Consider the following 20,098-nt stretch of genomic DNA (forward strand, 5'->3'; position numbering starts at 1 on the left):
AGCAATCAGACCCTGACAGTCTCCTGATTCTCAAAGTCAAACTCCACTTCAAACCCGAGGTCTTTCAGCATGTCATGGTCACTCGTGCTTTCTTGTCCCCTGGTCGTTAAATAGTCTCCCACAAAGATCGAGTTGGCTGCATAGAGCCCGAGCGGCTGCAGGGATCTTAAATTGACCTCTCTGCCGCCTGAAATACGGATTTCTTTAGTCGGATTGATGTAGCGGAAGAGTGCAAGCACCTTCAGGCAATACCTTGGATCAAGTTCATCCGTTCCTTCAAGCGGAGTACCGTCAATGGCGTGAAGAAAATTTACAGGAATACTGTCTGCGTCAAGTGCGCGGAGGCTGAATGCCATATTGACGACATCTTTTTTTGTTTCTCTCATGCCGATAATCACGCCAGAACATGGAGAAATGCCGGAAGCCTTTACAGCTTCGATGGTATGTACGCGGTTATCATATGTATGCGATGTTGTAATCGATTCGTGGTGCTCTTTTGATGTATTAATGTTGTGGTTATAGCGGTCGACTCCGGCTTCTTTGAGCCGTTCAGCCTGTCCCGGCTTCAACAGCCCAAGGCACGCACACACCTTCAGACCGAATTGATCTTTAATGTCTTTTACGGCTGATACAACTGTGTCCAGTTCTTTTTCAGAAGGCCCTCTTCCGCTTGCTACAATACAGTACGTCCCTACCTTCAGGTTATAGGCGCGTTCAGCTCCTTCTAAAATGCTTTCCTTATTCATCATCCGGTATTTTTCTATAGGGGCGGTTGAAATGCTTGACTGAGAGCAATAGCCGCAGTTTTCAGGACAAAGTCCTGATTTTGTGTTTACGATCATGTTCAGTTTTACTTTTTTCCCGTAATAATGCTTTCTGATCAAAAATGCTCCATGAAGAAGACTCAGAATCTCATCATCTTCGCTTGTTAAAATTTCAAGTGACTCTTGCTCTGTTAATACCTTGCCGTTTATGACTTCATTTGCCAGTGCGGACCATTTCATTGCATTCCCTCCATCTCGTTCTTCTCTTCCATGGTAAAGAATAGCAAGGATTTATGTCAACTTATTTTTGTTTAAGTTGACATAAATGTGTAAACGTTCTCAAATTGTTCACTTCATACAAATTATTACATTTATTTAAATGGTACGATAAAATCAGCCAATTATTGGGAGGGAAAAATCATGCTAAAAAGAATGATGAATACCCCAAAGAAAAAAACAGCCGTTTTTTTCGCTCTATACGCAGCTCTAATGGCATGGCTGATTTTTATGGCCGTAAATTTCACAACGGTTAAAGAACAGAGGACTGAATTTGCAGGAGAATTTGCAGAGCAAGTCAAGGCACAAGAAGCCAAAAGAGAAGAAGAAAAAAAGCGAGAGGAAAAGCCGCTTTGGGAAGTCTCAGACCGAACAGCCATTATCGCCGTTACAGCTGGAGCAATCGCAGATATCCTGGTTGTTTTATGGTGGGCTAGAAGAGAAAACAGACGAATGGATGAGAATAAGGATGTTTCGACTAAAAAAAGATGGCGGGACAGTAAATGGTTTTGGTACATTGCAGCAATGGGTGTTATTCAGCCCTCAGGGAGCCGCTACATCATTAATTGGAAAAACATGATCGCCTCGGCTGTGCTTATTCATGTACTGCTTTATTTCCTTATAAAAAATGCGTAAAAAAAGAGAGGTTTCCCCCCTCTCTTTCAGCTCTCCATTGAATTCTCAATTTCATATTCTTCTTTTTTCTCTTCCAACCATCCGGTATAGGCTGTCTGCATTTTCTGATCAAAAAGAGCTTCCTTGATTTCCTCTTTTTTCTCAGCATATACAGCCGGAACTGCCGCTTTTTTGTCTTCGAATTTGATAATGTGATATCCAAATTCTGTTTTTACGGGATCGCTGATTTCCCCTTCTTTCATTGAGAACGCTTTTTCTTCAAATGCGGCCGTCATCTCGCCTTTTCCAAAGTAGCCAAGCTCTCCGCCGTTTCCGCTGTTAGATGTATCTGTTGAATATTCTTTGGCAAGCTCTGCAAAATCAGCTCCTCCATCAAGCTTTCCTTTGACTTCTTTTGCCGTCGCCTCATCCTCCACTAAGATATGGCTGGCCTTAACCTGTTCCGGCTCAGAAAGACTCTCTTTGTTTTCTTCAAAATAGGTTTTCATCTCTTCTTCTGTCATGTCAATCTCAGGTTCCAGCAGCTTTTCAATTTTTAAATTTGTTTTTAATTCTTCTCTGACTGCCTCAGCGGAACCGCCGGAAGCTTCAATCTGCTGGATAAAAGCCTCTTCCCCTCCATATGATTCCGCAATAGATTGATACTCGTTGTCAACATCTGCATCAGATACTGTTATTTTCTTTTTTTCCGACTCCTGATTAATGATTTCTTCTGTAATTAAATAGTCTACAAGCTCCGTTCCGCCCTGATCTGCAAGCAGGCCGAAAAGCCTGTCCTGGCTGATTTTTTCGCCATTCACACTGGCCACTGCCCCGTCATTTTCTGCAGAACCGACAGCCCAGCCGATTCCGCCGCTGAGCAGGCCCGTCATTAAGAATGCGTACGTAAGTTTATTTGCAAGTATGTTTTTCATATTTATAACTCCTTACTATTTTCATCATGTCTTTTGCTGAACACATTCCAGTATAGCGGGCAGATATGAATAAACTATGAACAAAGAGAGAAGAAGATATGAAAGTGATCTTCCAAGGATTCCCTTCGTTAATTAACAGGTGATTATCAAACCCTAAAAAATAACAACGTTCCGGGAGTTTTACTATGCTGAAAAAAATGATCATTTTGCTTGGATTATGCACGACACTTATGATCTGCACGTTTTTGGTTCTGCAGTGGGATGTAAAAAGCGGATATAAAGATTACACCAATGAACACGGCATGATTAAGACCCCCGTCTACCACGGGGATTTGACCCTGTTTCCAGAAGGTGACAGCCTTTATAAATCACTCTTTCAAGATATTAAAGGTGCTCAAGACTACATTTATATTCATTTCTTTATCATTCGGGACGACCCTGTCAGCCTGAATTTTTTGTCCCTTCTTCAAAAAAAGGCCGAAAGCGGAACAGATGTGATGCTTTCTGTCGACCGCATCGGCGGAAAAGAGATTAAAAGAAAACTCATTAAACGTCTAGAAGCGAGCGGTGTGCACTTCACGTTCAGCAGAAAAAACGGGATCACTCATCCTTTTTACAGAATGAATCACCGGAATCACAGAAAGCTCGCCATCATTGACGGCAAGGTGTCTTATTTAGGCGGATTTAATATGGGAGAAGAATATCTGGGCCAGGATAAACGCTTTGGCTACTGGCGGGACTATCACATGCGGATTGCCGGTGAAGGAGCGTATGAAGTCGAGGAGCAATTTCTGAAAGACTGGGAAGAAGACACCGGGCAGAAAAAGCTTCCTAAAAAACATCAGCCTCTTCGGACGGACGGTTCTGAATATCAGCTGTTTTTCTCAACCGGAGGAGAATGGGAGAAAGAACTCCTGACTTTAATAAGAAGTGCAAGAGAGCAGCTTGTTATTGCAACTCCCTATTTCATTCCAAACAATGAGATGATGGATGCGCTTATTGATGCCCGGAAAAATGGCGTCAAAGTTGAGATCCTCGTCCCTGACCACACAGACGCATGGTTTACAAAGCCCCCAAGCTATCCGAAAACAGAAAAGCTTTTAAAACGCGGCGTTGATATTTATTTGTATACAAAAGGATTTTTCCATGGGAAAGTGATGCTGATTGATGGTGAAACGGCGAATATCAGCACAGCAAACTGGGATCCGCGAAGCTTTTATTTAAATGATGAAGCAAGCTGCCTGATCTATGACACAGAAGTCATCAAAACCATTTCAGCTGAAATTGAAGAGGATAAAAAAAACAGCCGGAAGCTGAACGAAGCGATTATAAAAGAAATTCCATCCTGGGAGCGTTCATTTATGAAGACCCCAGAATGGATTTATTATTATTTTTAAGCCGGAACACGTGAGGGTTTTCTTTTTCCGAAAGCAAGCCCAACAACAGCTCCAAGTAATGCCGGAACAAGCCAGCCGATGCCTTCCCCGTAAAGCGGAAGGAAGCTCAGGGCAGGTGTCAGTGCTTCACTGAGGAACGTTTTATTTATCGTATCTGCCAGACTGAAAAGGCCGGTAAAAAGAACCGAAGTGACATAGATGTACGGGCTGTTTTGGATGAAAGAATGAACCAATGCAAGAATAATCAGGACGATGGCGATCGGGTAAATCATGCCCAGTATCGGCACAGAAACTGTCAAAATCTGCGTGAGTCCAAGATTTGCAACGGCTGTGCTTGCCAGACATAAAATCAATACCCAGACCTTATACGGCACTCTAGGCACAGCCCCTGCAAAAAACTGGCTGCATGATATAACAAGGCCAATGGATACGCAAAAACAAGCCAATGTAAAGACAAGACCAAGGATGACGCTCCCGCTTGTACCGAAGAGGCTCGTCATAATGTTCGTCAGAATCTGGGCGCCGTTTTCAGATGTTCCAAGAGATGCGCTCGCTGCACCCATTGTGCCAAGAAGAATGTAGATAATGGTTAAAAGCAAGCCTGCTCCAATTCCTGCATACATCATATAACGGGACAGTGCTTTTTCATTTGTTACACCCTGTGATCTGATAGCAGTCGCAATCACAATACCGAAAGCAAGCGCGGCCAGTGCGTCCATCGTCAAGTATCCATCAAGAAACCCCTGGAAAGCAGGACTCGTTCCATAATTGCCTGATGCCTGTCCACTTTCTCCAATCGGTGTAATCAAAGACTTCACAAAAATAGCCAGAATCAGTGTAAGCACAATTGGCGTAAGCAATTTGCCGAATAAGTCTACAAGCTTAGACGGGGACATGCTGAGCCAATACACTAAGCCAAAAAAGACGGCTGTATAAATGAACAGCGCCGCAGGAGCACCCGCAGCCTCAGCGGGAAGAAAAGGCGCTGCCCCCATTTCAAAGGCCAGGCTCCCGGCTCTTGGAATCGCGAGTCCAGGTCCGATCGAAACGTAAATAATAAACGGAAAAATAAGAGCAAATACCGGGTGGACCCTTGAATTTAATACATGAAAGCTCCCTGCTTTAGCAACCGCGATCACCCCGAGGATGGGAAGACCAACCGCGGAAAGAATAAAGCCTGCAAGAGAAGGCCAGAGATTGTCCCCTGCTGCCTGTCCGAGAAAAGCCGGGAAGATTAAGTTCCCCGCTCCAAAAAACATGGAAAAGAGCATAAGACTGATAAACATGATCTGTTTTGACGAAAATTCCTTTGCCATACAAAAACTCCTTTAAAATGAAGGTTCTATGATGAAAATAATAGTTCAAAGTATAACAGCTAAAAAATTTATTGACTAGTTCCTTTTTTCAGCATTTTTAAGCACTTTTTTTCAAACCCTGTTCTAAAGGCAATGAATGCGTTTACCAGCTTTTTATTAATTTTTTTCCAGAAGAAAAGACAATACATGATCGTATTGTCTCATTTGAATGGAACCGTTATTTTCTGAGCTTTGCTTTCTGTTTTCTGATCGGCATTCAGCACTTCACTTGTCAGCAGGGTGACATTTTTTACTGGCTTGTTTGAATGATCGAGGATAAATCCGATATTTCCTTTTTTCGTCTGATTTGCACCGAGTTCTCCGTTCAAATCCTCAAGGTAAATGTCGGATTCCCAGTCCACTTGCTGGCCCGTGTCTGTCTCAAGCATGGCAACAGGAGAGAAGTAGACGGGCTGATCTGACGTGTTTTTCACCTCTACCTCCGCTTTGATGATGTCAAACGTTTCATCATGTGTGAAGGTGTGAAAAAAATCAATCATGCTGTAGGCAGGTGTATGCTCGATAATTTTCACATCTTTTATCGTTAGTTCTACATCCCCTGCTTTGTATGTTTGATTCAGGCTGCTGATGGCTTTCAGCTCAGCTGCGCCTTTGTCATCTTTCACGGTTTGACCCGGTTTAAGGAGTGAGCGGTCATCCGTTATCTGCGGGTTTGGCACGTAGCTGTCTTCAGTGGCTTTTTGATTAGAGGGTGATGGTGCGGATGTTTCAGTCTTCTGCTCTTGTTTCTTCTCATTTTGGGCAGGTTCTGTCGCCTGTGCAGAACAAGCAGAAAGTACGATTGTCAGAGATAGCATAAGCCATGCATGTTTCATCGTGTAGTCCCCTTTCTCCATTTGCCAATCTGCCATGATCACAGACTCCGCCGCTCATGCGGCAGAGTCGTGATACAGCCTGGTTATTTCTTTTTGCTTTTTTCTAGAATATCAAAGATGATTTCTGCGTGATCTGTGTTGTCTTTATGACCTGCGAACAATTCTTTGCCTGGTCCGTAAGCAAAGACAGGAACGTCTTCACCTGTATGTCCGTCTGTTGTCCAGCCAGTATTGGAGCGCTTATTAAAGATGGCTTCTATCGCATTATCAACACGGAGAATTCCTTTATCTTTGTCTGCTTTTCCTTTTTCTGCTGCATCTTTGACAGAATTGATTTCTTCAGCCGTTAATTCAAGATCGATATACTTCTTTAATGTTTCTTCAGGATCTGCGCCTTCTTCAACGATTTGGGATGCCATAAAGTCAGGTGTGCGCTTTGCAGCTTTGATCGGCTCTCCAAACCAGTTGTAATCACCTTCAGCCCCAATGGAATAACCGCCTGTTGAATGGTCTGCTGTAGCCACAACAAGGGTATGCTTGTCCTTTTTGGCAAATTCAATCGCTGCTTTGTAGGCTTTCTCAAAATCCTGCATTTCACTCATAGCTCCTACAATATCGTTGTCATGTCCAGCCCAGTCAACCTGGCTTCCCTCAACCATCAGGAAAAAACCGTCTTTATCTTCATTCAGTCTTGAAAGAGCTGAGCTTGTCATGTCTTCAAGAGATGGTGTTTCTTTTTCGCGGTCAATCATTTTTGGAAGGCCTCCATCAGCAAACAATCCAAGCACCTGCTGGTTTTTATCCTTCATCATTTCTTCTTTTGATGTCACATAGCTGTACCCGTCATTTTGGAATTCTTCTGCAAGGTTGCGGTCAGCCCGTTCAAAATTGCTTAAGCCTCCGCCCAGCATGACATCGACTTTGTGTTTGCCGTTGATCAGTTCATCGTAATAATCATCAGCAATAGCGTTCATGTTTTTGCGGTTCATATCATGCGCACCGAATGAAGCAGGTGTAGCATGCGTGATTTCAGAGGTAGCAACAAGACCTGTCGCCTTTCCTTTTTCTTTTGCCGATTCTAATACTGTTTTAAGCTCTGTACCGTCATTGTCTACGCCAATTGCAGCATTGAATGTCTTGTATCCTGTTGACATCGCTGTTGCAGCCGATGCTGAATCTGTTACATTTTCCTTGGGATCTTCAGGGTAGGTCATTTGATTGCCGACAAGGTGCTGATCAAATTCTGTACGCTCAGCCTGCGGTGTAGAAGGGTCGTCTTTTAAATAGCGGTATGCTGATGTATAGGATACGCCCATTCCGTCTCCGACCAGAAAAATAACGTTTTTTATTTCATTCGGTTTTTTCCCAGCAGCTTCCGCTTCACTTGCCTTTGCATTTGGAAAATTCCCAATAACACTTGCGGCAACTACAGCTGAAAGTACTGCAACCGGAACTGTAATTTTTCCTAGCTTTCTATTAAACAATCAAAAAACCTCCAATAGAATGTTTTTGCTTACAAATACTAGTGTATGGGATGAGTTTTAAGGAAGTTTTGAGAGATTGTAAAGTATGTATGTCCGTTGTTTACAGTTTTTTTACAACAAATATACATAAAACGGTTGCATTTTTAACCTTTTATAGACGTTTGTGCAGGAAGAAAGCTGATCTGCTTCTAAATACCATAAAAAGAAGTCCTCCCCCCGAAACTGTGCAAATGATGGCACCTATTGAAAGAAAGAGTGCCTCTATGCCAAATTGGGATGCACATGCCGTACCGTAAACAATTCCAAGCGGCGCAGCTGCCTTTGTCAAAAGAAACCTTACTGAGAAAACCTGCCCTAGAATGGACTGCGGCACAAGCTTTTGATATAGCGTGGTGCTGTAGACATTCCAAAATGGCATAGCTGCACCTGCTGCGATTTCAATGATGATCGCCATTGCCAGAGTTTTTGCAGCTCCAAGTGCAAGGTACGTGGAGCCTCCGATAAAAAGCGCAAGCATCATGACCTGATAAATGGATGATTCCCTTACTTTTACCCTGGATGCCGCAAAACTGCCGGCTATGTAGCCAAGAGGAAAAGAAGCGGCAAACAGGCCATACTCAATAGATGACCCTCCCAAAACTTCTGCGACAAATGGAATATACATTGTCTGTGCAGCAAACACGCCAAAGCTTGTGATGGAAACAAGCCCGCCAAGGAACAGGAGCATCTTATGTTTTCGGTATATGAGCATGCCTTCTTTGAATTTCTTTATCCATGGTGCTTTATTCTCAAATTCTGCAGGCTTTTCTATTAAAAACCCTATCGTGATAAAAGAAAGAGAAAATGCACAGACAACAAGAATAAGAGAACTTTTATTATTCAGGATCGATACAAGAAACCCTGCTGCGGGCAGCGTTAAAAACCGCATCAGCTGCACACCGCCTGAAATTCCTGCATTTACTTTAACCAATTCCTCCTTATGCACAAGCTTTGGAACAAGTGCTGCCGCAGCAGGGTCATATGCAGTAATGGAGGTAAAGAAAGCGGCGGCATATAAAAGGGCCGCCTCATTGAATCCTGCTGTAATAAAAAGCAGAAGCAGCAAGTAAACGAAAGCCCTTAACGCCTCTGACCCTCTCATAACAGATGTTCTTTTAAAATGGTCTATGCAGGGTCCCGCTATAAACTGAACAATCATCTGGCCGGAAATACTGACCAGCCATAAGGTTCCCATCGCAAGCTTTGAACCGGTCTCTTCATACAGAATCCATGAAAGAAGGAACGTTCCGAACGTGCTAGCAAAGACCGACAGAAGCTGATTATAATAAAGCAGCTTGACACCCTTCATGTTTCCTTATGCAGAAAAGTGAAGATTTCCTTTTCTATCCCTTTCATTGAGTCTCCAGCTGCTTTATAAACACTGCCTTTCACGTGAACAAGTCCAGCTGCTTTCAAGAGGGTCAAATGATGATGGACGGTCGTTTTCCCCATTCCGACAAGAGCAGTCACTTCTTTTAAAGTCAGCTCTTTCTTAACAAGAAGCTTGAGGATCCTGAGCCTCTTTTCATCCCCAATTGCTTTAAGCTTCTGCACAAGCTGTCCTGACGGTTCAAAAGGATCCTTACTCTTCATCAAGCTGCTGTCGCTTACAGGGTAGTAAAAAACTTTTGCAGCAGGCAGGTCTGCCTGAATCGTCCATGGCCTGTAAGCCACGTGGGGAATTAAAATCACATCGGCAATCCCCTGTTCGGGCTTATAATCAATTCCAGCAGCTTTCAGGACCGTTTTATGAGGACTTTCTAATTGGCTAATGCGTTGCTTTTCACGAGCATCCCGTTCCAGAACCCCACCGGTCCATTCCCTTTTAGGGAGAATAACTTCGTTATACCACCCATCCAATATCGCCTGAAGGTGATTGAGCAGTTCGCTTTGCCTGCTGCTGCATACAAAATGAATCATTTGTGGAAAGAAGGCATGTCCCTTGCAGGACAGAACCAAATCATTTTCGGCTTTCTTATCTCCTTTAGAAGCTGCGAGACGGTTATTTTCCTGCATGATATCCACAAACGGCAGTGCGTAATACTTAAGCTCACTCTCTGAAAGTGACCTTAAAAACTGATAAAATTCCAAGGGACTTGAGAAATCCTTGAAATGAAGCAGCTGAAGCAGCATTTTCCACGTGTTGTGCTCCTGGCAGTAATCCAGCTCTGCTTTCAGTTCACTGGAAAGACCTGTCTTGAGCTCATCCAGCTCCACTCTGGTCATTTCAAGCCGGTCATGAAGCTTCGGATAGGTAATCATGGCAATGCCAAGAGCACATTCAAACAACAATGATGTTTTGATCTGAACGCTGTATGATACCCGCTCAAATGATGTATTTAATAGATTCATATTTTTTCCAACTCCTTTCTTATTATTCTAAATAAATAGAATGAATAATTCAATGCATTTAGAATATATCACCTTGCAAAAAAAGATGATATAACACCTTTTCCTGCAGAATGGCATGTTTTTTGACTTTGTTTGTCTGTTTCGCTCGAATGGAAATTCTTTTCCTGTTAATTAGAATCAAGTATGTTACACTGAAGGCAGGTCACATGAGATCGGAGGAAATCATCATGACAATCAGTGTCTTTATGGATGATTACCGGACCTGCCCCAGCGGATATGTTTTGGCGGAAGATATAGACCAATGCATTGCGCTTTTAGAAACTAATCGCGTAGACCATCTGTCCCTTGATCACGATCTGGTCAGCAAGACCAGAAACGGGCTCATGCTGGTACAATACATGGTCAGGCATCATCTTTATGCAAACCGCATTACCATCCACTCGGCCAATGCAGCCGGAAGCAAGGCGATGTACAGGCATTTTAAACAGGCACAGGAAGACTTCGAAATGCCAAAATCAATAAAAGTGATTCTTAAACCCATGCCTCTCCATGCTTCGGATAGAAAAATGCGATAACATACTAAAATTATTGAGGGACCCTACGGGGTGCCTCTTTTGTTTTGTCTTAAGAAAGATACCTTCTTCCAACTGCCTTTTTGATAGAAAGGCGCACTGTTCGGAGAAGGTTTTGGGCATTCAACGCTTGAAAACGAGAATTGGGGGCAGTTTCGAGGTCATTACTTGCCATATAGGGCAGAATACTTGCTTGAATGCCTCTTTTACTTGAAAAAGAGAATTCGTTCCTTGCCGGAAACAGATGTTCACTTGAAAATTCCCATCTGCAGAGACATAGTCCACTTTCAGTAAATGTGCACTCCTCGCAGAAGGTTTTGAGCATTCAACGCTTTAAAACAAACCCTATGCGCTCCACATAAAAAAGACTGCCATCAGCAGTCCTTCCAAAGCTTATTTCTTCTTTTGCTGGCTTTTTGCACGGTTGCTGTCAAGCTCAGCAGCATATTCTTCCTGCGTTTTTCCTTGTTTCTGGCTTTCTGACTCAATCTTTCTGAACTTATTGTCATTGCGGTTTGGCATGTGTCTCCACCTCCCCTCTAAAGAGTATGGTGCTCATACTCCCGGGTATAGATTCATTAAAATATCTCTTTGTTTATTGTATCTTTCTTATGTAAACCAATTTGTTGAAAGTGATGGATTTAACTTTTCTTGGCAACTGGATTGTTTCTTTCTAATATGATTATTTGGAACATAGTTTTTTTAGTTCATTATTTTGAAATTTGTGTATTAAATCAGCATTCAAGTTTTTAGAGAATGCTTTCGTTAGAACATAATTTATTTAAAGTAACAGGCCTTCAGTTTGAATAGAATTCACTCTATTTGCTTTTAGAACATATATTAATTTGAAAAAATCTGCACTGCAGCTAAGCTTATTTTCCCAATAAAAAAATTCCAGTTTCTTCAACTGGAATTTTTTCGCACGATCGATTTATTCTTTGCTTTAAATTACCTGGATTTGAAACCTATAAGATCTTTTCGCCGATATACACTCAGCACGATCCCGGTTAGAGCTGAATTTAAAAGGACAGGCATCAGTCCATAGCTGATAAACGGAAGAGACATTGTCATCAATGGAAGGAGCCCTAGAGCCATACCAATATTGACGGCAACCTGTATCGTAAAAAGTGAGATTGCTCCTGCCAACAGCAATCTTCCAAATGAATGTTTCATCCTCGGCACATAAACCGCAAGACGGAAGCTGAAAAGGAAGAGCAGGATGACAATTGCGCCGGCAACCAGCCAGCCGAAGCTTGCTGTAATTGAAACAAAGACAAGATTTGTCAGTGAATCACCCATTAGAAATTCATTTTGCGGCTGACCAAACCAGCCTGCATCCCGAATCAAGTCTCTGATATAAAGGATGGGAGAACCTCCTTCATGTGAATGCTTTTCCGGGTTAAGAAAAGCGTCAAGACGGCTTTTTCTTTCAGGTGATGAGAAGACAAATACGGAAAAAAGTAAAAGGCCTGCGAGAACACTCCCCGCTGTCAATAATGATAGTATGACTTTTTTTGAAAACTTGCTGAAGCAAATCATTGCACTGACCATGACCGTGTATAATACAGCGGTTGATACAGCAGGCAGCTGGGCAAAAAGAAGTATTGGCACGATATACAAAAGAATGGCTTGCCAAACTTTTAATCTGAGGTTATTCAGAAAAGACGCCCACCCCATTAGAAGAAATGGGATGCTTATAAGACTTTCCAATCTGAAGAAACCAATCTGTACGGATAAACTTCCATTAATAATTTGGTTTGCAAAAGCTGGTATCACAAGCAAAAAACCTATTCCCAGTATGTAAAAAACCCAGCCAACCCTTTCGAATCTGCGGTAGTCGACCATCATAAACGCGAATAGAGTGATTGCTCCGATTATAGAAATCAGGATTTTATTAATAAGCATAACCTGCTCTCCAATAAAAACTGGAAGAAATCCTGCTCCCATACAAAATGTGAATAAAAGAATCAGGACCCAATCTGTTTTTGGCCGGTGAATCTTATTCATATCTTTTCCGATTCCTACAGGATTCCCCATTTGAGCAATTGCATTTGTTTCTGCTTCATCTGCGGTGAGACCATTCTTCACCCCGTCTTCCTTTATGCTTTCTATATGAGCATTTAATTCCATTTCAACCATCATTCTTGCATCTTTTGACTTTATTTGTTCTTTTACTTTACTAAGGTAGGAATCCCTTGTCTCTATCATATTTTTATCCCTCCAATAGTTCACTGAGGGAAATTTCAGTACCTGCGGCTTTTCTTTCTTCACGCTTTAAGATCTTCTTTCCACGGGAAGTAATCACATAAAATTTTGATTGGTTTCCATGCCAGGACGCCTGAATCCATTCTTTTTTTTCAAGCTCGTGAAGAAAGGTGTAGATGGCTCCCTCATTTTCATCAAAAACAGAATTGCCTCTTGCTCTTAGATGAACGCTCAGTTCATACCCTGTTTTCTCATGAATCAGAAGCTGCAGAACATCTTTCAGGAGACAGGATGGTGATTTCTCCAGTTTGCTGATGCGTTTCCATACGCCTGCTCTGTGTTTTTCTGTAAACGTCAATTTGTCAAAATTCTGGTTCCTGGAACTTTTACTCAGCTTTCTTAATTGTTCTTCCACCTACAATTCCTCCTTCATGCCTGCTTTTAAAAGCTGTTTTGAACGTCGCATTCTTGTTTTTACCGTGCCTGGCGCACAGCTTGTTATCCTGGCAATTTCATCTATGGAAAGCTCTTCAAAATAATAGAGATAGATGACCTCCCGGTAATTTACAGGAAGGTTCATTACAGCAGAAAAGAGCTCAGACTCTTCTTCTTTTTTTATCACGGCGTATTCTGTTTCCTCACTTGAAGGTGCATCTGTCCAGTGATCATTTGACGGAGTTATATGTTTATAATCCCAGCTTTTTAAATAATCCTTGCACTTATTAATTGCAATCCGCCATAACCATGTTCTAAGCTTCGATTTTCCGTTATATGTATGAAGCGACCTGTAGCATTTGACAAATATGTCCTGAGTCAGGTCTTCAGCTGTCTGCTGATTTCGGACATAAGTGTACACAAGCTTTAGAATTTCAGTTCCGTATTCATGCATGATTTCATCTATGAGAGTTTCATAATCTTTTGCTTCTATGAAATCTGCTGCCCAATCTTCCATTTATCTCCCTCCTTTCCTTTACTTAGACGATTCTGGATGCGAATTGGTTTTTGACTATGAAAAAATAGTAGCCGCATTTGCCTGAAACCGAAAAAAATGCTCAGCTGCCTCGCTGCGCATTCAATTACTCTTTCAAAAAAATGTTTGAAATCAAACGGCTATGGCCTTTTTTGGCTTACACCTATTCATTCCCCCGTTTAAAATTCCCTGTTAGTTTAGCCATGATCAGCTGCTTTGCTTTTTCATCTGCTGCAGCCTCCATCTTTTTCAGGAATTGCTCCGCTTCTTTTCCTTTTAAGATTTTTACCTGTTTGTGAAAGTAGGATATAAACACGCTTCCGTTTTTCGTGCTGCTGCAGCTGAATGGGAGTTTATCCAGCTGATTGTGTTTGTCAACGCCGGTTTGTTTTTTGCTGCTCATAAAAACACCCCTTGTCCCTGATAAAAAACACGCCATATGTCATGACGTGTTTGTTTAACTATCCAATCTTATTGATTTCTTCCACAAGGATGCCGATCGCATCTTTTTTATTCAGCCTGTTCATCGTATCTTTCATGTCCATTTTGTTCGTTTTCAGATCGGCCAGATGGGTAAGAAGAGATTCTTCTGTCAGGTTTTCTTCTTCGAGCATCATGGCATAGCCTTTTTTCTCAAACGATTTGGCGTTCATAATCTGATCTCCCCTGCTCTGGCTTCTTGTCAGGGGGATAATCAGCATCGGGATTTTCAGTGCCAAAAACTCAAAGATTGAGTTAGATCCGCCTCTTGTGATGACATAGTCAGTGGCTGCAAGATAATGGGAAAGCTCGCCGTGAACATATTCAAACTGTCTGTAGTCCTTGTTGCCGATAAGGGATTCGTCCACGTTTCCTTTTCCGCAAAGATGGATGATCTGATAGTCTTTCAGTTTCGGCAGTGCGGCTCTGACCGTTTCGTTGATTTTTCTGGCACCAAGGCTTCCGCCCATTATTGTGAGAACCGGTCTTCTTCCATCAAAACCAAGAAGTTCTCTTCCCTTGATTGGTGATCCCTTTAGCATTTCGCGGCGGATCGGAGAGCCGATCGAAACGGTTTTTTCTTTAGGAAAATAAGCCAGTGTTTCTTCAAAGGATGTGAAAATTTTAGTTGCAAAGCGCTGGGCAATTTTATTGGCAAGGCCTGGTGTCATATCACTCTCGTGGATGAAAACCGGGATATTGAGAGATTTCGCTGCAATAATGACCGGAACGGTGACAAAGCCGCCTTTAGAGAAGACAACTGCCGGCTTCAGCTTTTTTAAAACTCTTCGCGCATCGAGACAGCCTTTCATGACACGGAATATGTCTTTTGCATTTTCAAGATCAATGTAGCGTCTCAATTTCCCGCTTGAAATGCCGTGGTATGGAATTTGGATGTTTTCAATCAGTTCTTTTTCGATTCCTTTTTTTGAACCAATGTACTGGATGTCCCAGGCACTGCGGTCAAGCTCATCAATGATGGCCATATTCGGTGTAACGTGGCCTGCAGAGCCGCCTCCTGTAAAGACAATCGTTTTTTTCATCAGGCGTAAGCCCTCCTTCAAATTCTGAATTGCGCTAAAAAAGCAAGAAATTCTTTCTGTTTTTTATATACGTCTTTCATAATGGCATATGTACAGGCTTCAGGCAATGGAAGAAATGGACAGTCCACTTCAAGCAGTCTTCCTTCAAGCAATTCTCTGCGCACCGTTGAAGCAGGGAGAAAGGAAACGCCAAGCCCTTCTGCGATAAAACGTTTTGTGATGTGGATCTGAGTGACTTCCATCATCCGTACTCCGGGAATTTTCATTTTAACGGCTCGGCACAGAGAATCCCAGTATACAGGATGATTATGTGTGAGAAGGTAATTTGATGTCAAGAGCTCTTCAGGGTCAAGCGGCAGCGCACTCTCTGAATCCGCACCGTCATGAGGAGCTGCAAGAAGAACCCTGTCCCTGTATAGGATCTGCGATGTGATTTCACTGTGAAGGCTGTCCATACAGGATAGACCAAGATCTGCGCTCTCACTCAGCACTGCATGTTCAATTTCTGCCGATTCTACTATTTTAACGGAAATTTCGACCTGTGGATACGTGGAAGTATATCTTTTTAATACAAACGGAAGGATCGTATCTGCAATCAAGGGAGATATCGCAAGTGAAAGGTGTGAAGTATATCCCTGCTGAAACGAGTTAAGCTTGAGGATGCCCTCCTGATAAACAGCCAGAAGTTCTTTCGCATGGGTAAGGTACACCTTCCCCTCTTCCGTCAGCCTGACCTTCCTTCCTTCGCGATGAAAAAGCCGGATGCCAAGCTCTTTTTCCAAAAGCTGAATATGAACCGTCACAGATGGCTGTGAAATAAACAGCAGTTCTGAAGCCCGCCTGAAATTTTGACATTCGGCAGCTGTTACAAATGTTTGAATCCAGGAAAATTCCATTTGCGCCTCCCTGATTAATTTTCTTAATCAATCTAATTAAAAAGATTTAATTTTCTTAATAATTATTATTTTATAAAATAGATACATCAAAGGAAAGGGGAGATTTTTCATGATTCATTATGGATTAAAGGGAGTAACGGCAGCCGAAACACGAATCAGCTATATAGATGGTGCTGAAGGAAAACTGATTTACAAGGGGTATGACATCAGCGAGGTTTCACAGCGCACATTTGAAGAGGCCGCTTATCTGCTTTGGTATGGGGAGTGGCCGGATGCGGAACAGCTTTTGATCTTAAAGGAAAAATTACAAATGGGCCGGGAACTGCCTGGTCATGTGGCGTCTCTTTTAAAAAGTCTGCCGCGTGAGATGGATTTGATGAGTGTGCTTAGGACAGCTGTATCTGCATTAGGGTCTGCTAAACCGTCTATAGAAGAAGCCATTCGTTTGACCGCCGTCGTCCCTGTGATGATTGCTTGCCGAAAAGCCTGGATGGAAGACCGTGCTCTTCCTGATCCCGTTACTCATCTTGATCATGCAGAACATTTTCTATATATGCTCTTTGGCAGTATGCCGGCTGAATCACAAAGAAGGGCTCTTGAAACGTATATGATTTTAACGATGGAACATGGAATGAACGCATCTGCTTTCTCTGCCAGGGTTACGGCATCAACGATGTCAGACATCCATTCAGCTGTAACATCTGCTATTGGGACGATGAAAGGGCCTCTTCACGGAGGAGCGCCTTCTGAGGTTCTTTCCTTTTTGGCTGAAGCAGCAGAAAGCAGCGATATTGAAGAATTAATCAGGAAGAAAGTGTACAGAGGCGAACGGTTAATGGGGTTTGGGCACAGAGTCTATAAAACCAGGGATCCCCGGGCAGAAGCACTGAAAGCGGTTTTGCTTTCAGAAGCGGGAGATGATGAATGGCTGAATCTTTCTTTGAAAGTGGAGGAAGCATCGATAAACATTCTGTCGGAGCTGAAACCTGGAAGAGCGTTATATACAAATGTTGAATTTTATGCTGCAGCCATCATGAAATCCATGAACATGAGGGCTGAACTTTTTACGCCGGTCTTCACTGCTGCCCGGATGACCGGCTGGACTGCCCATATTCTTGAGCAGGCAGACAACAACACTTTGTTCAGACCGGAAGCGCAGTATATTGGTCCTTGGCGTGTGCCGAACGGGCAATCTTCACCCTAATTCTAAATTTCTATTGAAAAATAGCTTCCTCTTCTTCTGGAAGCTTTTTATAAAAATCATCAATAAGAGGATAAAGATCAGGCTCTGTTTGATAATAGGTTCCGTCTACTTCATTTAAAGAGAAATGAAAAGTTTGTGTCTCGCCTTCAAAGAATGCAATGGCATACCTGAATCCTGAGCGTTCCTCCTGATTCTCTTCTTGAATGAAGGTGACATTTTGCATCCTGTTCATCAATTCTTTTATCTCTTTTTGTTCGCTGATGGTTTTTCTATATCCTGAACTGCCGTCTGTGATGACGGCTTTTGTTACTTCATCCAGTGTTCCTGTATAAAATTCGGTCAGATATTTTGGCTCCATAGAGCAGCCGGATAGAAACAAAACAATTGCCAATAAGAGTTTCTTCATTTAAATCCCCCTCAAACATATGACGTTTTTAAGAAGGATATCGTTACAAATAAGCAGTCAGAAAAAATAATTCTTATTTCTATTGTTCCAGGTGACGTTCGTCAGCGCCCTCTCCCAGAGCCCTTTAAGTAACGGAGAATTTTTTTTATAGTAAGCATGAGGATTCTCCTTTGCTCCTTATTCTCCTAAACAATACCATACATTCAGCCTTTATGGACAGTTGGAATGCAAAAAAGACGCGCCTTTTCGGGAAGGCGCGCCATTTACATTTTATTTTGAAGCAAGCAGGTCTGCAATGAGGATATATCGCTCTGGTGCTGGACCCGCAAAGGTAAACGGATAGCAGGTTGAAACCGTAAGGACTGCTTTTGGTTTCGGCACAATGACGGTGCGGTCATCTTTGTCAACAATCCGGACCTGCCTCACTGCATAGGTGAATTCTCCTGCAGATGTGGTCACAATCAGAAGATCCCCTTTTCCAACTTCTCCGAGCTTTCGAAAGACAGTGTCCCTGTGGCCGGATAGAACAGAGTTGTCCTTTTCGCCAGGCAGTACGCTTCCGGCGTAGTGGCCGACTCCCTGTTCTAATTCTTCTTCAGCCGTTCCATGGTAAATGGGGAGGTTTGCTTCAAGCTTTGGAATGTAAAGGTCTCCTATTCGCTCACCTTTTGCCGGTCTTTTCGGATAGAGAAGATTCTCGGCTGCAGCTGTCTGTTTTTCTTCATTGTTTTTCTGTATGGTCTCTGCCTTTGGTTCAGAACTGATTTTATAGATAAAATACCCTTTGGCTATTGTGGCTGAATTTGTGGTCATCAGCCATATTCCGCTGCTTATTAGAAGGACGGAAACAAGCAGGAAGAGATTCTGTTTTTTCATGACTGGCGTGATTGCTTGCTGTATTTACGGAAAAACCAGGTTCCTGCAAGAATCAGCATTATACCCCCAAATGCATATCCGGGAGCATTTGCTGCTGTTTTGGGAAGCTCTCCGCCTTTTACGGTCTTGACCGCAGGCTTGGTTTCAATGACAGATTTCGTATAGATTGGATGTTCTTTAACGATTTGATTTGCTTCCTTTAGATCTCTCCCTGTTTCCTGAATGAGATCTGAACCAAACATTTCAGCCGTTACAAGAATATCTGCCAGTAACTCCTCCTGCAGGTTTGAAAGTTTAATAAGCAGACGGGAGCCTTTCTCAACATTAACTGTAAAAATGCTTTTCAAAGATACCGGCTTCATATTGCCGTCCTTCACTATATAGTAATCTGTCTTGATCTGAAGAAGATCAAGCATGCTTTTGAAAATGTCCAAAAGCTCCGCCATTTGTTCAGCCGACAGATCGTTCAATGACTCAAACTCTTCAAATGCCATCATTCTCTCGCTGAGCTTAATCATTTCCTCTTCCATCACAGGATCATCAAGTTCCAACGTAGAAAGATAGTTGAATAGCGCTTCTATCTCTTCATCGGTCAACCCTATTTCAGAAAAAAGATCCGAAATGGCATCCTCCGCTTCGGAACCGTTTATATAAAAATCAAGCGAATAATCAAGATCTTCAATGTACTCATAGTTTTCGATTGAGTCATCATGTTCTCTTAAAAACTGCTCAAGTTCTTCTCTTGATTGGAATCCGTAAACGTCCAGAAGTTCTGCCAGATTTTTCTCATCAATAGGCGTTCCTTCCCATCCATTCATGTAAAAATCAACATACGTGTCCACATCTTCAGCAAAAATAAGATACGTACCTTCCAGAACATCCTGCCCCTCTTCGATGTCACCGTTTTCACTCAGCAGCTCGTTCAGCTGCCCGCGGGTCAATTCATATGTATCCATCATTTCCAAAATTGATTCTTCAGTAAGAGGTGTCCCCAGTTCATCAGCCGATTCAAAATCAGCAAGTGACCACCCTTTGCCTTCAAGATAGTTTAAGTAGTCCTTTTTCTCCCATCCGATCTCTTTCAGATGCGCTTCAAAATCAGGTTCATCCGGTTCGATCGCAAATGCTCCTGCCGGCACCAGAAAAAAGCTTGCAGCTATAGTCAGTAAGAACGATATGATGTGTTTCATGGCTTCTTCCCCAGTCATAGTAAAATAGTATGAGATCAACTAGAATAGTATAATCTCAGCAGATGAAAAAGAGTATCAGTATAATTTTCCTCAACTGGTTGCTTTTTCATATTACAAATACCGCTTTGACTTTTCGCAGCCTATATTTCAGGGACTTCAATTTATAGGGATGCATTTTCACTACCTTCTAATACTGAAAAGAG

At 42.5% G+C, this 20,098-nt stretch carries 21 protein-coding genes; 4 read left to right on the top strand and 17 right to left on the bottom strand.

The window, feature by feature from the left end; translation table 11 throughout:
• Nucleotides 1-5: 5 nt before the first annotated feature.
• The gene (gene bioB / locus ACTSEZ_RS07215) at nt 6-1,004 is read right to left on the bottom strand and encodes a biotin synthase BioB (RefSeq protein ID WP_369733492.1); all 999 of its coding nucleotides are present in this window, start codon (nt 1,002-1,004) and stop codon (nt 6-8) included.
• 180 nt (nt 1,005-1,184) lie between these two features.
• Here bioB and ACTSEZ_RS07220 point away from each other — a divergent pair, with 180 nt between their 5' ends.
• A complete protein-coding gene (locus tag ACTSEZ_RS07220) occupies nt 1,185-1,676 on the top strand; it encodes a hypothetical protein (protein WP_369733493.1) in 492 nt (163 codons plus the stop codon).
• A gap of 26 nt (nt 1,677-1,702) precedes the next feature.
• Here the strand turns inward: ACTSEZ_RS07220 and ACTSEZ_RS07225 are convergent, their stop codons facing one another.
• Nucleotides 1,703-2,590, bottom strand: a complete 888-nt coding sequence (locus tag ACTSEZ_RS07225; RefSeq protein ID WP_369733494.1) for a peptidylprolyl isomerase — start codon at nt 2,588-2,590, stop codon at nt 1,703-1,705.
• A gap of 185 nt (nt 2,591-2,775) precedes the next feature.
• Between ACTSEZ_RS07225 and ACTSEZ_RS07230 the strand changes: the two genes are divergently transcribed.
• Nucleotides 2,776-3,987: a phospholipase D-like domain-containing protein gene (locus ACTSEZ_RS07230; protein ID WP_369733496.1), complete on the top strand. Its 1,212-nt coding sequence runs from the start codon at nt 2,776-2,778 to the stop codon at nt 3,985-3,987.
• On the opposite strand, the gene brnQ is transcribed toward ACTSEZ_RS07230, so the two are convergent.
• From brnQ to ACTSEZ_RS07255, 5 genes are all read right to left on the bottom strand, one after another.
• Nucleotides 3,984-5,303 (bottom strand): branched-chain amino acid transport system II carrier protein, encoded by a 1,320-nt coding sequence (brnQ, locus tag ACTSEZ_RS07235; protein WP_369733497.1) that lies wholly within the window; start codon nt 5,301-5,303, stop codon nt 3,984-3,986. The genes ACTSEZ_RS07230 and brnQ overlap by 4 nt on opposite strands.
• 200 nt (nt 5,304-5,503) lie before the next feature.
• The gene (locus ACTSEZ_RS07240) at nt 5,504-6,214 is read right to left on the bottom strand and encodes a DUF4352 domain-containing protein (RefSeq protein WP_369733499.1); all 711 of its coding nucleotides are present in this window, start codon (nt 6,212-6,214) and stop codon (nt 5,504-5,506) included.
• Between the two features lie 47 nt (nt 6,215-6,261).
• On the bottom strand, nt 6,262-7,662 hold the full coding sequence (locus ACTSEZ_RS07245; RefSeq protein WP_369733500.1) for an alkaline phosphatase: 1,401 nt from the start codon (nt 7,660-7,662) through the stop codon (nt 6,262-6,264).
• A gap of 151 nt (nt 7,663-7,813) precedes the next feature.
• Entirely contained in the window at nt 7,814-9,010 is a 1,197-nt protein-coding gene (locus ACTSEZ_RS07250; RefSeq protein WP_369733501.1) for an MFS transporter, read from the bottom strand.
• Nucleotides 9,007-10,053, bottom strand: coding sequence for an ArsR/SmtB family transcription factor (locus ACTSEZ_RS07255; RefSeq protein WP_369733503.1), 1,047 nt, complete (start codon nt 10,051-10,053; stop codon nt 9,007-9,009). The genes ACTSEZ_RS07250 and ACTSEZ_RS07255 overlap by 4 nt, the downstream gene beginning before the upstream one ends.
• 206 nt (nt 10,054-10,259) lie before the next feature.
• Between ACTSEZ_RS07255 and ACTSEZ_RS07260 the strand changes: the two genes are divergently transcribed.
• Nucleotides 10,260-10,628: a cyclic-phosphate processing receiver domain-containing protein gene (locus tag ACTSEZ_RS07260; protein ID WP_234703398.1), complete on the top strand. Its 369-nt coding sequence runs from the start codon at nt 10,260-10,262 to the stop codon at nt 10,626-10,628.
• Between the two features lie 390 nt (nt 10,629-11,018).
• Here ACTSEZ_RS07260 and ACTSEZ_RS07265 read toward each other — a convergent pair whose 3' ends face one another.
• From ACTSEZ_RS07265 to ACTSEZ_RS07295, 7 genes are all read right to left on the bottom strand, one after another.
• A complete protein-coding gene (locus ACTSEZ_RS07265; protein WP_267881646.1) occupies nt 11,019-11,147 on the bottom strand; it encodes a hypothetical protein in 129 nt (42 codons plus the stop codon).
• 426 nt (nt 11,148-11,573) lie between these two features.
• A complete protein-coding gene (locus ACTSEZ_RS07270; protein WP_369733504.1) occupies nt 11,574-12,833 on the bottom strand; it encodes an FtsW/RodA/SpoVE family cell cycle protein in 1,260 nt (419 codons plus the stop codon).
• Between the two features lie 4 nt (nt 12,834-12,837).
• Entirely contained in the window at nt 12,838-13,245 is a 408-nt protein-coding gene (locus ACTSEZ_RS07275; RefSeq protein ID WP_369733505.1) for a PadR family transcriptional regulator, read from the bottom strand.
• The gene (locus ACTSEZ_RS07280) at nt 13,246-13,782 is read right to left on the bottom strand and encodes a sigma-70 family RNA polymerase sigma factor (protein ID WP_369733506.1); all 537 of its coding nucleotides are present in this window, start codon (nt 13,780-13,782) and stop codon (nt 13,246-13,248) included. It lies immediately after the preceding gene.
• A gap of 181 nt (nt 13,783-13,963) precedes the next feature.
• Nucleotides 13,964-14,203 carry a hypothetical protein gene (locus ACTSEZ_RS07285; protein ID WP_369733507.1) on the bottom strand — a complete coding sequence of 80 codons (240 nt, stop codon included), beginning with the start codon at nt 14,201-14,203 and terminating at the stop codon, nt 13,964-13,966.
• A 58-nt stretch (nt 14,204-14,261) separates the two neighbouring features.
• Nucleotides 14,262-15,326, bottom strand: coding sequence for an undecaprenyldiphospho-muramoylpentapeptide beta-N-acetylglucosaminyltransferase (gene murG, locus ACTSEZ_RS07290; RefSeq protein WP_369734075.1), 1,065 nt, complete (start codon nt 15,324-15,326; stop codon nt 14,262-14,264).
• 14 nt (nt 15,327-15,340) lie between these two features.
• Nucleotides 15,341-16,219, bottom strand: coding sequence for a LysR family transcriptional regulator (locus ACTSEZ_RS07295; RefSeq protein ID WP_369733508.1), 879 nt, complete (start codon nt 16,217-16,219; stop codon nt 15,341-15,343).
• A 109-nt stretch (nt 16,220-16,328) separates the two neighbouring features.
• Between ACTSEZ_RS07295 and ACTSEZ_RS07300 the strand changes: the two genes are divergently transcribed.
• On the top strand, nt 16,329-17,423 hold the full coding sequence (locus tag ACTSEZ_RS07300) for a citrate/2-methylcitrate synthase (protein ID WP_369733510.1): 1,095 nt from the start codon (nt 16,329-16,331) through the stop codon (nt 17,421-17,423).
• Nucleotides 17,424-17,433: 10 nt separating this feature from the next.
• Here ACTSEZ_RS07300 and ACTSEZ_RS07305 read toward each other — a convergent pair whose 3' ends face one another.
• The 3 genes from ACTSEZ_RS07305 to ACTSEZ_RS07315 form a co-directional block, all read right to left on the bottom strand.
• Nucleotides 17,434-17,829: a hypothetical protein gene (locus ACTSEZ_RS07305; protein WP_369733511.1), complete on the bottom strand. Its 396-nt coding sequence runs from the start codon at nt 17,827-17,829 to the stop codon at nt 17,434-17,436.
• Nucleotides 17,830-18,099: 270 nt separating this feature from the next.
• The gene (gene srtD / locus ACTSEZ_RS07310; RefSeq protein WP_369733512.1) at nt 18,100-18,705 is read right to left on the bottom strand and encodes a class D sortase, LPxTATN-specific; all 606 of its coding nucleotides are present in this window, start codon (nt 18,703-18,705) and stop codon (nt 18,100-18,102) included.
• Complete coding sequence (locus ACTSEZ_RS07315) at nt 18,702-19,895, bottom strand: processed acidic surface protein (protein ID WP_369733513.1); 1,194 nt, start codon at nt 19,893-19,895, stop codon at nt 18,702-18,704. Before ACTSEZ_RS07315 ends, srtD begins: the two co-directional genes overlap by 4 nt.
• Nucleotides 19,896-20,098 lie beyond the last annotated feature (203 nt).

Source organism: Metabacillus mesotrionivorans (genome assembly GCF_052171315.1).
Classification (GTDB): Bacteria; Bacillota; Bacilli; order Bacillales; family Bacillaceae; genus Bacillus_P.

Coding starts and splice junctions, on each gene's coding strand:
- ACTSEZ_RS07260 (WP_234703398.1), top strand. CDS start 10,260: ATGAGATCGGAGGAAATCATCATGACAATCAGTGTCTTTATGGATGAT.
- srtD (WP_369733512.1), bottom strand. CDS start 18,705: ATGAAAAAACAGAATCTCTTCCTGCTTGTTTCCGTCCTTCTAATAAGC.
- ACTSEZ_RS07265 (WP_267881646.1), bottom strand. CDS start 11,147: ATGCCAAACCGCAATGACAATAAGTTCAGAAAGATTGAGTCAGAAAGC.
- brnQ (WP_369733497.1), bottom strand. CDS start 5,303: ATGGCAAAGGAATTTTCGTCAAAACAGATCATGTTTATCAGTCTTATG.
- ACTSEZ_RS07280 (WP_369733506.1), bottom strand. CDS start 13,782: ATGGAAGATTGGGCAGCAGATTTCATAGAAGCAAAAGATTATGAAACT.
- ACTSEZ_RS07255 (WP_369733503.1), bottom strand. CDS start 10,053: ATGAATCTATTAAATACATCATTTGAGCGGGTATCATACAGCGTTCAG.
- ACTSEZ_RS07225 (WP_369733494.1), bottom strand. CDS start 2,590: ATGAAAAACATACTTGCAAATAAACTTACGTACGCATTCTTAATGACG.
- ACTSEZ_RS07315 (WP_369733513.1), bottom strand. CDS start 19,895: ATGAAACACATCATATCGTTCTTACTGACTATAGCTGCAAGCTTTTTT.
- ACTSEZ_RS07240 (WP_369733499.1), bottom strand. CDS start 6,214: ATGGCAGATTGGCAAATGGAGAAAGGGGACTACACGATGAAACATGCA.
- ACTSEZ_RS07300 (WP_369733510.1), top strand. CDS start 16,329: ATGATTCATTATGGATTAAAGGGAGTAACGGCAGCCGAAACACGAATC.
- ACTSEZ_RS07295 (WP_369733508.1), bottom strand. CDS start 16,219: ATGGAATTTTCCTGGATTCAAACATTTGTAACAGCTGCCGAATGTCAA.
- bioB (WP_369733492.1), bottom strand. CDS start 1,004: ATGAAATGGTCCGCACTGGCAAATGAAGTCATAAACGGCAAGGTATTA.
- ACTSEZ_RS07220 (WP_369733493.1), top strand. CDS start 1,185: ATGCTAAAAAGAATGATGAATACCCCAAAGAAAAAAACAGCCGTTTTT.
- ACTSEZ_RS07305 (WP_369733511.1), bottom strand. CDS start 17,829: ATGAAGAAACTCTTATTGGCAATTGTTTTGTTTCTATCCGGCTGCTCT.
- ACTSEZ_RS07230 (WP_369733496.1), top strand. CDS start 2,776: ATGCTGAAAAAAATGATCATTTTGCTTGGATTATGCACGACACTTATG.
- ACTSEZ_RS07250 (WP_369733501.1), bottom strand. CDS start 9,010: ATGAAGGGTGTCAAGCTGCTTTATTATAATCAGCTTCTGTCGGTCTTT.
- ACTSEZ_RS07270 (WP_369733504.1), bottom strand. CDS start 12,833: ATGATAGAGACAAGGGATTCCTACCTTAGTAAAGTAAAAGAACAAATA.
- ACTSEZ_RS07285 (WP_369733507.1), bottom strand. CDS start 14,203: ATGAGCAGCAAAAAACAAACCGGCGTTGACAAACACAATCAGCTGGAT.